Here is an 11,847-nt window from a genome sequence, read left to right on the forward strand (position 1 = left end):
CCTCGCGTTGTGGCAGGAATCGGCCACTTTGCGGTCGGATGCCGGGCTGGTGTCAGCGCGGTCCGTAGCGGTCCCAAGTTACTTGTGCAGCGCGGGCCCCGTTGTGGAGCGGATCACCAGTTCGGGGTCGAAGAAAAGTTCTCCCGTCGGTACTTCGCGGTTGCTGACGAGCGACAGGACGCTGCGGCCGACTTCGAGGGCGAGCCGGTCGGCCGGCTGCCTCACGGTGGTCAGGGGCGGATCGACAAACTCCGTGATCATGGAGCCGTCGTAGCCCACGACGGAGACATCCTCAGGGACCGAGAATCCCTGCCGTCGGATGCCGCGGATCGCGCCGAGGGCCATGTAGTCGCTGGCGGCGACGATGGCAGTGGCACCGAGCTGTAGCAGGGTATGCGCGGCTGCCTGACCGCCTTCGACGGTGTAGGACTGCCTTATCACCCAGCGTTCGGCGTCCTGGCTGCCCCGTTTGGCCATGGCGTCGAGGAAGCCCTGCACACGCCGGTCGGCCGGGAGGTTGCCGGCTGGCCCGGATGCCATGCCGATGGCGCGGTGGCCGAGACGGTGTAGATGGTCCACGGCCAGTTCGGCTGCCAGTGCGTCGTCGGTGGAGAAGACGGGCGCGGGAACATTGTCGGCGAACCCCCCGTTGACACCGATGTACGGGATGCGTCGGGAGCGGAGCATCTCGTACGTTTCGGTGTCGGCACCCTCCACGGTGTTGGACGAGGACAGGAACACGACGGCCGCGATGCCCTTGTCGATGATCGAAGCGATGAACTCCCGTTCCTGGACCCCTCCGGGAAACGCCGGGCACAACACAGCCTTGAGTCCGTGTGGTGCCAGTGCCGCCTCGATGCGTTCGGCGACGTCGGCGAAGAAGGGGTTGGAGACGTGCTCGGTGATCACCGTGACCAGTTGGCCCTCCACGGGCCTTTCGTAGCCGAGTTCTGCCATGGCTTTTTCGACGGCGTCCCTGGTCTTCGTCGCCACTCCTTGACGCCGGTTGATGACCCGACTGACGGTGGCTTCGCTCACACCCGCCCGGGCAGCGATCTCAACGATGCCGACCTTCATTCGTCCCCTTTTCGCTGGCAGGGTCATGCGGTTTTCCGGATCAGAGCCAGCCCCATGTTCGGCACTGGCAGGTTGTGCAGGCCGGGGGTGAGTGTGATCCGGGTTCGCTCGATGATACGGCCGGAGGGATCACGGATCTCGGCCTCCACCTGCGCTCCCTCATCCTGGACCTCCAGCACCAGCCGGTTCTCGGCAGTCGCGTTGATCAGGACCGTCTCGCGATGGACCGCAGGCTGCACCGGTACAGTCCGGTCGCTGAACACGGACACCACGTTCACCCCGTCCGCTCCGGCCTGCACCAGGGTGTAGAGGTCGTCAGGGCGGCCGGGCTCGACCGTTCCGTCGAGCAGTTGGGGGCGCAGGCGGCGCCACTGGGCCAGCCAGAAGCGGACCGCTTCGGCGTGGTCCTCGGGGAGTGCGTCGAGGCGCACGGAGACCTGCGGAACGGAGTGAAGTGCCCCGATGAGCTGCCGTGCGGCGGTCGCTGCGGGAGCTGCGGTGTCCCACAGCAAGGGGTCGGAGTGGACGACACCGCCAACGGCGAGCAGTGTGGTGTCGATCGTGCGGACGCGGTTGGCCGTGGAGTCGGCTGGGCAGTCGAAGGATCTGAGCATGTTGCCGAACGCGGCCATGCCCGGACCGACGTAGGGTTGACGCAGTTCCAGTAGCAGATCGGATCGCTCGGCGAGCAACGCGGTGCGCAGTTCGGTGAGCAGGAGTGTGAGTGACTGTCCGACATCGCCCCTGCCGTCGCCTGCGTAGGCCATGGCTTCGTCGAGGAAGTCGACCTTGAGTCCGTCGAGACCGTAGGCGCGCACCAGGCGGACGCACAGGCGGACGATGTGGGAGCGGACTTCGGGGTTGCGGGGGTCGAGGACGTGAGCACCGGGAACCTTGGCGGGGGCCGGGGCGTAGGAAGCCCATTGCTCGTAGCAGTCGGTTCGGGGGCCCAGGAGCAGAGGCGCGACCCAGGCCATGTAGCGCAGTCCGAGTCGGCGTACGCGGGCGACGTGTGTGGCGAAGTCGGGGAATTTGTCGGTGTCGGGGAGCCAGTCGCCCACGCCTGCGTATCCGCGGCCGCTGCCGAAACGCTGCCAGCCGTCGTCCAGGATGAGTGTGCCGAAGCCCATGTCCGCGGCGAGGGCGGCCTGCTGCTCGACGGCTGTCGCATCGACCTGCTGGTTGAAGGCGTACCAGGTGCTGTACAGAGGCAGCCGGGCCGCTTCGGGAACTGGCATGGCGGCCGGGGTCTGCTTTTCGTACCAGCCTCGCAGCAGGCGCATGGCCGAGGCGACTGAGGGGCTGCGCGGTACGAAGAGGATGTGGTGCGGTGTGGTGGAAGGCGGCAGTTCGAGGTGGACGACGTGGGTGTCGTTCTCCTCGGACACTCCGAAGCGCAGGGCGACCTCGGGGACGGGGTCGGCTGCGGCGAATGCGAGCAGTGTGGCGCCTGAGTGGTCGTAGAGGCAGCCGGCGGCGAGGCCGTCGATGAGGCTGACCCTGGACCTGCCTTCCCAGTCGGCGACCAGGGTCCGGCTCCAGCCTGCCTTCGGGTGCCAGTAGCCGGCTGTGTCGCCAAGCGGGGCGGAGAGCCGGATCTCCACCGGTGAGCCGGGGGCTTCGACTTGCAGCATTCTCAGGCCGCCGGGCACTTCGGACAGTGTCCAGGCGGGGTCGGTGCCCGGGGCCAGGACGGCGATCTCCACGGTGTCGAGCAGTGGCTCGAAGGTGGCGGGCGCCAGTTCCGCGGTGGTGACGGCCTCGGTGGGCTGGGTGCTCACGATCACTCCTTGACAGCGCCGGCGAGCAGGCCGGAGACGAAGTGGCGTTGAAGGGCCAGGAAGACGATGATCATGGGAATGGCGGCGACGGCCGTTCCGGTGAGGATGGCCCCGTAGTCGGTGTCGTCGACACCCTGCAGTGAGGCGAGTGCGACGGGAATGGTGAGGGAGGCATTGTCGCGCAGCACGATCAGGGGCCAGATGAAGTCGTTCCACTGGTAGAGGAACAGGAAGATGCCCAGTGCTGCCAGGGCGGGCCTCATCGGCGGCAGGACGACCCGCAGGAACAGACGCAGTTCGCCGCAGCCGTCCATGCGGCCGGAGTCGAGCAGTTCGTCGGGCAGCGCAGCCATCGACTGGCGCATGAGGAAGATACCGAACGGCAGCGCCAGATTGGGCATGATCACTGCCTGATACGTGTTGAGCCAGTGCAGCTCGGCCATCATCTTGAACAGCGGAACCAGTGTGACCTGAGTCGGGATGACCAGCCCCAGCATCAGCATGCCGAAGAGTGCGTCACGGCCCTTGAAGCGGTACTTGGTGAAGGCGTAGCCGGCCAGGGTGCAGACGGCTCCTGCGCAGACTGTGTAGATGACCGCGATGAGCAGAGAGTTGAGCACGACCTGCCCGAAGGATGCGGTCTCCTGCAGGCTGGAGAGGTTCTTGCCGAGGTCCCCGCCGGGAAGCAGCGGCGGCGTGGAGTCGAAGATCTCGTCAGTGCTGTGGGTGCTGGCGATGACGAGCCAGTAGAAGGGAAGGAGCACGCCGGCGAGCACGATGGCCAGCCCCGAGGTCAGCAGGATGCCGCGGCCTGGGCGGTGCAGGCCGGTGCGTGGTGCGCGGGCGGCGCCACGTGCGGGGGTCGTCATGATTTGTCTCCCAGGACCCGGAACTGGATCAGGCCGAGGACTCCGATCAGCACCGCAAGGACGTAGGCGATGGCCGACGCGTAGCCGAAGTCGAAGTACGTGAAGGCGTTCTGGTACAGGTACACGCCGATGGTCAGCGTGGCGTTGTCGGGGCCGCCGCGGGTGAGGATGTACGGCTCGTCGAAGATCTGCAGGGTGCCGATGGTGGAGAGCACCGTGGCGAGGAGGATCGCCGGACGCAGTCCCGGAAGGGTCACGTGACGGAAGGACTGCCAGGCTCCGGCTCCGTCGACCGAGGCGGCGTCGTACAGCTCCTTGGGAATGGTCTGCAGGCGGGCCAGCAGAATCACCGCGTTGTAGCCGGTGTAGTGCCAGGTCAGTGCCAGACCGAGGGAGATCTTTGCCCACAGCGGATCAGTCAGCCACGGTACTTCGCCGATTCCGACGAGCGAGAGCAGCCAGTTGAGCAGCCCGTACTTCTCGTTGAGCAGGACGGAGAAGATGACACCGTACGCCACGAGGCCGGTGACCATCGGCATGAAGAATCCCAGTCGGAACACCGAGCGTGCCCGCAGGAATGCCGAGTTGAACGCGACGGCCAGGCCGGTGGCGAGCGCCAGCATGATCGGCACCTGGACCGCCAGGATGACTGCCGTGTTCTTCAGTGCCGTCCAGAACAGCGGGTCGTCCAGTAGCCGCTTGTAGTTGTCCGCTCCGACGAAGGTGTCGACGCCGTCGACCGTCCTGTGGAGGCTGAGAACGAACGACCAGCCGATCGGGTAGAGCTTGAAGGCGGCGAACAGCAGCACGGCGGGCAGGACGAAGGCGTAGGGCGCGAGACGGCGCGCGCTCAAGCGCGGTGGTCGGGAGTCGCGCACACCCGCCGTTCGCACCGTACGGGTCGGGGAAGTGACAACGCTCATCGGGCGACCTTGCGTCCGGTCTGGGAAGCGAGCTGTTCCGCCGCCGCATGCAGCACCTTGGCCGGGTCTGCGCCCTTGAGCAGCACCTTCGTCTGGGCGTCGGTGACCACCTTGAGCGCTCGGGCATAGTCGGAGGTGTAATTGAACGCCGGCGAGGGCGCCTTGAGGGCACCGAAGAAAATCTCACCCTTCTTCTGGCCGCCGAAGAACTTCGACGGCTCGTGGAAGACCGGATCGTCGTACGCCTTCAACAGGGCCGGGGCGATCCCCTTGCCCTGGTAGATCTTGACCTGCGACTCGGGCCGCGTCAGCGCGAACTCCACGAAGTTCCAGGCCGCGGCCTGGTGCTTGCTGGTACCGGCAACGGCCAGGTGCGTGGAGTTCACGGTGGCGGCGGTGGCCCCGCCGCGGCGTACGGACGGGGGCAGACGCACACCCCACTTGCCCGCCTGGTCGGGGACCGTCTCCTCGATGATGCCGCCGAACCAGGTCGGCCACGGCAGGACCGCCGCCGTTCCCTTCTTGATCGAGCTGATCAACGCGTTCCAGCCGCCGGAGATGTCGCTGACGAGTCCGGCGTCGTTCATCTTCTTGATGATCGACATGGCACGCACGGCCTCGGCGGAATCGAGGGTGATGTCGCCGTCAGTATTGAAATAGAAGCCGCCCTGGAGCTGGAGCAGCAGCTGGAAGAAGTTCGCCGAGTCCTGCTGCGAGGCGGGCTTGTCGATCCCCAGAAGGTACTTGCCCGTCTTCTTCTTGATCTCCTTGCCGGCCTCGATCGCGTCGTCCCAGGTGTCGAGCGCTCCGACATCGACACCGGCTTCCTCAAAGACATCGGCACGGTAGTAGAACCCGGCCGAGTTCGCCTCCCACGGAAGCGCGTTCACCTGTTCGCCCTTGGGCGAGACCGTCTCCCACAGGCCCTTCGCGAAGGCATCCCGGTACTTGTGGGCTCCCAGCTTGCCGAGATCGGCAAGCTGGCCCGGGAAGCGGTCCACGTATCCGGGCAGGTAGTCGACGCCTATGTGCAGTACATCCGCGAGGCCCGCCCCTCCGGCTGCCATGCCCGTGGTGATCTTGTCCCAGATCGCCGGGTTCCCGATGTCCTGCACGGTCACCTTGATGTCCGGGTACTTCTTGTTGAACGCCGGAACCAGCGCCCGCAGCTCCGCCGCCGGACCCTGCCAGCTCCACACCGTGATGGAGCCCTTGGTGGCGTCACCGACATCGCCGCCCTGAGCGCCCGTGCTGCCGGTGCCGGAGCAGGCGGTCAGGCCGCCGAGGCCTGCTCCTGCGGCAAGCGCGCCGCCCACTCCAAGAACTCTGCGACGACTCATGTCCATGAGATGACCACCTCTGCATGCGGCTCGGACATCGACCGAACTCCGGGTCGACTGCAGGGAAGTTAGCAACCAGTCAGACTCACTTGCAATGTTTGATTGAAAACTTTCTGATCGATTCCGCATCGCAGGCTTGCAGGACTATTGCAACCCGTCGAACGCCGCTGCTAGCTTTCGGCCACTCACTCGAGCCACGCACTGGAGTACGCCATGAGGCATCGCCGTCCTGCCCGCCTGGCAGTCGTAGCCACACTCGCCACACTCGCCCCGCTCACACCACTGACCCTGGGCAGTCCGGCCATCGCAGCCACCTCAGCGCTGGCCCTCAGCAATCCCGGCTTCGAGGACGGCACCACGGGCTGGACGTTCACTTCCGGCACCGGAGTCGCCACCAACGCACCGCACGGTGGCGCAAAGCTCGCGTACCTGGATGCCGGAAGCGGCAACAAGGTGGCGCAGACCATCACGGCGTCCGGTGACGGTACGTACGACTTCTCCGCCTGGATCGCCACCGGCGGCCCGGGCGGAAGGTTCGTCGCCCAGGTCAACGGCGCGCAGGCCGGTGCGGTGGATCTGCCCAGCCGGTCCGGCTACGCCCGGTACACGATCAGCCGGGTGCCCCTGAAAAGCGGCGACCAGCTGGAGCTCGCCTTCGAATCCGGCAGCAGCTGGGTCAACGCCGACGACATCATGGTCTCCCCCGCGGCCCCGGTCGACCCGGAGATCTCGTCCTCCGACCCGAGAATCGTCGAGATGTTCAACTGGTCGAAGCGCAAGGCCAACAGCTGGGTCCAGATGCCCGGCACGACCGGTCCGCTGAACGTCGACGAGGGCAACCGGTCCGGAACCGGCACCGGGACGTACGGCCCGTCCTACTGGGCCGGGTACGCGCATCGCAGCGCCTACTACTCACGCGACATGGCCCACCAGCTCGCCGGTGCCTCCGTCCTCGGACTGAACGACGCGAACAAAGCCATGCTGCGTGCCTTTGCCGGCTCCGCGACGTCCGAGCACAAGTACTACCCCGTATGGGCCGTCAACTTCGACAACAAGACATACCTCTCGATCGACTACCGGAGCCCGACCTCCTTCGTCCGAGAGGTCCCGGCCACGTTCGAGCTGGTGGAGAAAGCCGAGCACGCCTACCGCTGGAGCGGCGACAGCGCCTACGTCCATGACGGCACGCTCTGGGACTTCTACAAGCACGCGACCAAGGACTTCGTCGAACTCCACGACGCCAACAAGCCGAACGGTGTCGCCGAAGGCACCGGCAAGGGCATCTTCGCGGGCGCCGCCAGCTACAACGAGGTCGGAGAGGAGCACCTGGCCGAGTCCGGGGACTCCATCGGATCCCAGTACCAGGCGTACCGGGCGATGTCCGACCTGGCCGCCGCCAAGGGCGACAAAACCCTGTCCAAGAAGTTCCAGCAGAAGGCCGACAGCCTCAAGGCCTACTTCAACGACACCTGGAGCGGCTCCGGCTCAGGGCACGACATGGTCCGCGGCTACACCACCGACGGCAAGGCACTCACCGGCTGGGGCAAGGAGAACAGCTGGTTCATGCCCATGAAGCAGATCGTCAATCCGGGGGCGCGCGCCGACGCCTACCTCGACTATGTCGACGAGCAGGCCAGCGGCAGCGGCAAGCCGTCCAACATCGAGGCGATCAGCTACCTGCCGGACACCTTCTTCGCCTACGAGCACAACGACACGGCCTGGAAGTGGATGCAGTACGTCTACGACAAGCGGAACGACCAGCACCCGGTGTCCAAGCAAGGCCCCAACGGCGACTACCCAGAAGTCTCCTACACCCTGCTGAGCCAGACCGTCGAGGGCCTCATGGGCGTGCAGCCCAACGCCCCGGGGCGCGCCCTGAGCACCCAGTCCCGCATGCCCGCCGGAATGGGCTGGCTGCAGATCAAGGACATCAAGATCGGCGGCAACACCTTCACCCTGCGTCATGACGGTGCCACCAAGTCGACCCTGACCAACGCCACGGGTTCGGCCCGCTACAAGTGGGAGGCCCGCTTCCCCGGCAGCCACTCGACGATCAAGGTCAACGGCGTCCCCCAAAGAGCCAAGACGAAGACCGTCAACGGAAAGACCTGCACCTACGCAAAGGTGTCCGTCGCACCCGGACAGAAGGTCACTGTGCAAGTCTCGTAACGAAAAGTGTCATGAATTAGTACTGCAGCGGCGCTTGAGGTGACGAGGTCGCAGTCCATGGGCTGCGACCTCGTACACCCGGACGATCCGGAGCACCGACGAGCGCGCGGGTGTCTGGTGCTGGCCGATCGCGCCGAGCGGCTGGGCAGGGAGCTCGCCGAGTTCGATGTCGAGGTGGCCCGGCTGGAGGCCGCGGAGGTGATGTTCGGCCAGTACGCCGAGGCGATGGACGGCGGCAGGCGGGACGATCCGGTGGTGGAGCCCGATCCGGCGGGATGCTGCTCGTGCCGCACCGCGTCGAGGGGATGAGCCAAGAGGTGCTGCCCGCCGACTATCAGCGGATTGTGCAGGTGTTCGCGGGTGCGTCCGACAGGCCGGTCAAGACCCGGGAGATGTGCGAGGCGCTGGGGCTGGGCTCGCTGCCCTGCGTGCCACCCTCATGTACGGCGCCGGCGACGTCCGGATCGAGAACGTCCCGGACCCCGTCCTCAAACAGCCCACCGACGTACTGGTCCGCATCACTGGATCCTGCATCTGCGGCAGCGACCTGCACCCCTACGCCTCGATGAAGGCCGAGGACGGCCCGGCCCGGATGGGGTACGAGTTCATCGCCATCGTCGAAGCCACCGACTCTGAGGTGACCACCGTCAAGAAGGGCGACCTGGTCGTCGCCCCCTTCGCGATCTCAGACAACACCTGCGAGTTCTGCCGCGAGGGCCTGCACACCTTCTGCGCCCACCCACAGGCCAACTTCTGGGACGGCGAGCCGGAAGAGGGCGGCCAGGCCGAAGCGATCCGCGTCCCGCTCGCCGACGGCACCCTCGTCAAGCTCCCCGTCGCGCCGGACTCGGCCCTCCTCCCGTCCCTGCTGACCCTCTCGGACGTCTTCGGCACCGCCTACCACGCCGCACTCATGGGCGGGGTCAACGAGCGCACCCGCGTCACCGTGATCGGCGACGGCGCCGTCGGCCCGCTGGCCGTGCTCTCGGCCAAGTGGCTCGGCGCCAACCAGATCATGCTCATGGGACGTCACCAGGCACGCACCGAACCTCGGCCGGGAATTCGGGGCCACCGACGTCGTCTCCGCCGCGGAGAGAATGGCATCGAAGCGGTCCGCGAGCTGACCGGCGGGCACGGCACACACGTGGTCCTCGAAGCAGTCGGCCACATGTCCGCCTACGAACGGGCCCTCGGAGTCGTCCTCCCCGGCGGCGTCATCAGCCGCGTCGGCGTACCGCAGTACGAAGAGGCACCGGTCGGCTTCGGCAGCCTCTTCGGCCCCAACATCCGCCTGGCCGGCGGGCCCGCACCGGTCCGTGCCTACATCGAGGAACTGATGCCCGACATCCTCAACGGCACCATCGAGCCCGGGAAGGTCTTCGACGCCACCCCCGACCTCGACGGCATCCCGGCCGGCTACCGGGTCATGGCTGACCGCAAGGCCCTCAAGGTCCTCGTCAAGCCCTGACCCCAGGAACACCACGGGCCGGAAGGGGGCGGCCACGTCTCCCTCCGGCCCGTCGGCCGAAGCGCTGGACCTCGCTCACCTTCTCCTCGGACGCCCCGGGTAGGACCCGGAAGGGCGGAGCTGGGTGCCGTCTTTCAGCAGGGCGAGACGCACGGCGGCCAGGCTGGTTCTCTCCCGATCGGAGATGGCCTGCAGGGACTGAGGTTGATCCCCGGGAGTGGACACCGGGTTTCATGCAACGAGTGACAGCGTAGGTGACGTGATCAGTTGCTGTTCGAACTCGGCTGGTGTGAGGTGGCCGAGCGCGGAATGCCGACGGCGCCGGTTGTAGTACGACAGCCGGCGAAACAGCTCGAGCCGGGTCTGTGCCTTGGAGGTCCAGCTCCTCCCGTGGAGCTACTCGCGCTTGAGGCCCTGGAAGAACGACTCGGCGAGAGCATTGTCATAGCTCGAGCCGACCCGGCCCATGCTGCGGCGGATGCCGTGCCGGCTGCAGACTTCGGTGAACGCGGCCGCGCTGTACTGACCGGATTCAACTGGTCGTTGCAACACCGGTTCACTGGAACAACAGTAGCTGCTCGTTGAATGCCTCGGCTGGTGTCTTCCAGCCGAGTGTCTTGCGGGGTCTGGTGTTGAGAGCGTGGGCGACGGCATCGATCTCCTCGGCGGACCACCTTGAGAGATCGGTGCCATTCGGGAAGTACTGGCGCAGGAACCCGTTGGTGTTTTCGTTCGTGCCGCGCTGCCACGGACTACGAGGATCGGCGAAGAACACTGGAATGCCAGTCTCGACTCTGAACTGCGCATGAGCCGACATCTCCTTCCCCCGATCCCATGTCAGCGACCGTGCCAACTGCTCGGGCAGTGTCGACATCGTGTTGGCGAGTGCGTTCTTCATCGTGATCGCCCCATAGCCGGCCAGCGCAGGACCAGGTCAGACTTCCACTGCGCGACCGATGCCCGATAGTCGGGCTTCCCGCCCCTGGTGGCCGCGTTGCGTCGCAGCTCACGCGAAATCTTCCCCGGATTACGACCGACCTCTCGAGCGATCTCGCGCACGCCCTTGCCTTGGGCCTTGAGGAGCGCGATCTCCTCTCGTTCACGAAACGACAGGTACCTGTCTGAAGGCGGCTTCGGATCGAACGGTCGCATGCCGCCACACTGTCGGTACCAGCGCGTGGCCACCGCCGGCGCCACGCCGACGATACCGGCGGCTTCCTCGGCGAGAAGACCCTTGGCGATCTCGGCCCAGAACGCCACTTCGACGTGCCGCTGGTACTTCGGATGTCCCGGGGACCTCAACTTCGGACGCACCGCTCGATCCGCTGCCTGCTGACGACGCACCCTCCAACACCTCCGTTGACGAGGTGTTGCGACGACCGGTTGAATCCGCCCTGAGTGCCTCTGTCGGTGTGGAAGACGACGCCGTGGACCTGGCCGCCGCGGGCGGCAACGGCCATCTCGATCGCGTCGGTGACCAGGGAGGTGCGCATGTGGTCGGCAATCGACCAGCCCACCACCTTCCTCGAGCAGATGTCGATGACCGTAGCGAGGTAGAGCCACGTCGCACCGACGGCTATAGGTGATGTCGCCGCACCACCTGGTGTTCAGCGTGTGCGGTGAAGTCGCGCATCACCAGGTCCGGAGCAGGCGGCGCGGTCCTGTCCGCGATCGTCGTCCGCTTCTTCTTCCGCAGGTGACGGCCGACGATGTGGTTGATCCGCATCAGCCAGGCCACACGCTTGCGGTTGATCCTCCGCCCCCTCGCACGCAGCTCAGCATGGACGCGTGGGGCTCCGTAGACGCCATGGTGTTCGGCGTGGATGGCGCGGATGGCGCGGATCTCGTCGGCAAGTTTGCGCGTCGATTTCGTCGTCCATCGCAGCGGCGACATCGGATCCCCGCGCACGTCCCGCTCGACCAGCGCCAACAGCGCGGGCCGCAGTCCCGGATCTACCTCGACTGCCCACTTGCGCCCGCCACCGGGACGGCGGACCCGACCCAGCGGTTCTGCCCCCGCTTCCAACTCGTCAACACCCTTGCGGACGGTTGTTTCGCTGACCTCGGCCGCCTGCGCGACGGCCCGGATCCCGCCGCGTCCCAGAATTCGAGCCTCAGCACCCATCAGCAGACGGCACTGCCGCTCGTCTAGATGTGGGAACAACACATCGAACATCACCGCGAGTTGGCCACGGACCTCGCCGGATATGCGCATACCAC

General features: G+C 66.4%; 9 protein-coding genes and 3 pseudogenes. 3 read left to right on the forward strand and 9 right to left on the reverse strand.

Annotated features, from left to right (window positions below; genetic code table 11):
- Nucleotides 1–78 precede the first annotated feature (78 nt).
- From OG842_RS00520 to OG842_RS00540, 5 genes are read right to left on the reverse strand one after another with little or no spacing between them, the layout of a single operon-like run.
- The gene (locus OG842_RS00520) at nucleotides 79–1,077 is read right to left on the reverse strand and encodes a LacI family DNA-binding transcriptional regulator (protein ID WP_266726548.1); all 999 of its coding nucleotides are present in this window, start codon (nucleotides 1,075–1,077) and stop codon (nucleotides 79–81) included.
- A 23-nt stretch (nucleotides 1,078–1,100) separates the two neighbouring features.
- The gene (locus OG842_RS00525) at nucleotides 1,101–2,858 is read right to left on the reverse strand and encodes a glycoside hydrolase family 36 protein (RefSeq protein ID WP_266726549.1); all 1,758 of its coding nucleotides are present in this window, start codon (nucleotides 2,856–2,858) and stop codon (nucleotides 1,101–1,103) included.
- Between the two features lie 2 nt (nucleotides 2,859–2,860).
- Nucleotides 2,861–3,727 carry a carbohydrate ABC transporter permease gene (locus OG842_RS00530; RefSeq protein WP_266726550.1) on the reverse strand — a complete coding sequence of 289 codons (867 nt, stop codon included), beginning with the start codon at nucleotides 3,725–3,727 and terminating at the stop codon, nucleotides 2,861–2,863.
- Nucleotides 3,724–4,650 carry a carbohydrate ABC transporter permease gene (locus OG842_RS00535; protein WP_266726551.1) on the reverse strand — a complete coding sequence of 309 codons (927 nt, stop codon included), beginning with the start codon at nucleotides 4,648–4,650 and terminating at the stop codon, nucleotides 3,724–3,726. Before OG842_RS00535 ends, OG842_RS00530 begins: the two co-directional genes overlap by 4 nt.
- On the reverse strand, nucleotides 4,647–5,996 hold the full coding sequence (locus OG842_RS00540) for an ABC transporter substrate-binding protein (RefSeq protein WP_266726552.1): 1,350 nt from the start codon (nucleotides 5,994–5,996) through the stop codon (nucleotides 4,647–4,649). Before OG842_RS00540 ends, OG842_RS00535 begins: the two co-directional genes overlap by 4 nt.
- A 207-nt stretch (nucleotides 5,997–6,203) precedes the next feature.
- On the opposite strand from OG842_RS00540, the gene OG842_RS00545 reads away from it, so the two are divergent.
- The 3 genes from OG842_RS00545 (at nucleotide 6,204) to OG842_RS00555 (ending at nucleotide 9,627) form a co-directional block, all read left to right on the forward strand.
- Complete coding sequence (locus tag OG842_RS00545) at nucleotides 6,204–8,159, forward strand: hypothetical protein (protein WP_266726553.1); 1,956 nt, start codon at nucleotides 6,204–6,206, stop codon at nucleotides 8,157–8,159.
- 39 nt (nucleotides 8,160–8,198) lie between these two features.
- Nucleotides 8,199–8,468 carry a hypothetical protein gene (locus OG842_RS00550; protein ID WP_266726554.1) on the forward strand — a complete coding sequence of 90 codons (270 nt, stop codon included), beginning with the start codon at nucleotides 8,199–8,201 and terminating at the stop codon, nucleotides 8,466–8,468.
- 130 nt (nucleotides 8,469–8,598) lie between these two features.
- A complete protein-coding gene (locus tag OG842_RS00555; protein ID WP_266726555.1) occupies nucleotides 8,599–9,627 on the forward strand; it encodes an alcohol dehydrogenase catalytic domain-containing protein in 1,029 nt (342 codons plus the stop codon).
- Between the two features lie 231 nt (nucleotides 9,628–9,858).
- Here the strand turns inward: OG842_RS00555 and OG842_RS00560 are convergent.
- From OG842_RS00560 to OG842_RS00575, 4 genes and pseudogenes are all read right to left on the reverse strand, one after another.
- Nucleotides 9,859–10,152: pseudogene (locus OG842_RS00560) on the reverse strand (integrase core domain-containing protein); the annotation flags it as partial.
- A 31-nt stretch (nucleotides 10,153–10,183) separates the two neighbouring features.
- Nucleotides 10,184–10,971: pseudogene (locus OG842_RS00565) on the reverse strand (IS30 family transposase).
- The gene (locus tag OG842_RS00570) at nucleotides 10,926–11,147 is read right to left on the reverse strand and encodes a hypothetical protein (protein WP_266726556.1); all 222 of its coding nucleotides are present in this window, start codon (nucleotides 11,145–11,147) and stop codon (nucleotides 10,926–10,928) included. Before OG842_RS00570 ends, OG842_RS00565 begins: the two are co-directional and overlap by 46 nt.
- A 200-nt stretch (nucleotides 11,148–11,347) precedes the next feature.
- Nucleotides 11,348–11,842, reverse strand: a pseudogene (locus tag OG842_RS00575) (IS3 family transposase); the annotation flags it as partial.
- Between the last annotated feature and the right edge of the window lie 5 nt (nucleotides 11,843–11,847).

The sequence above is a fragment of the Streptomyces sp. NBC_00376 genome, from assembly GCF_036077095.1.
GTDB lineage: Bacteria > Actinomycetota > Actinomycetes > Streptomycetales > Streptomycetaceae > Streptomyces.

What these genes read in the sequence shown, in the direction of transcription:
- OG842_RS00530 (WP_266726550.1), bottom strand. Translation starts at nt 3,727, where the DNA reads ATGACGACCCCCGCACGTGGCGCCGCCCGCGCACCACGCACCGGCCTG.
- OG842_RS00520 (WP_266726548.1), bottom strand. Translation starts at nt 1,077, where the DNA reads ATGAAGGTCGGCATCGTTGAGATCGCTGCCCGGGCGGGTGTGAGCGAA.
- OG842_RS00545 (WP_266726553.1), top strand. Translation starts at nt 6,204, where the DNA reads ATGAGGCATCGCCGTCCTGCCCGCCTGGCAGTCGTAGCCACACTCGCC.
- OG842_RS00555 (WP_266726555.1), top strand. Translation starts at nt 8,599, where the DNA reads ATGTACGGCGCCGGCGACGTCCGGATCGAGAACGTCCCGGACCCCGTC.
- OG842_RS00535 (WP_266726551.1), bottom strand. Translation starts at nt 4,650, where the DNA reads ATGAGCGTTGTCACTTCCCCGACCCGTACGGTGCGAACGGCGGGTGTG.
- OG842_RS00540 (WP_266726552.1), bottom strand. Translation starts at nt 5,996, where the DNA reads ATGGACATGAGTCGTCGCAGAGTTCTTGGAGTGGGCGGCGCGCTTGCC.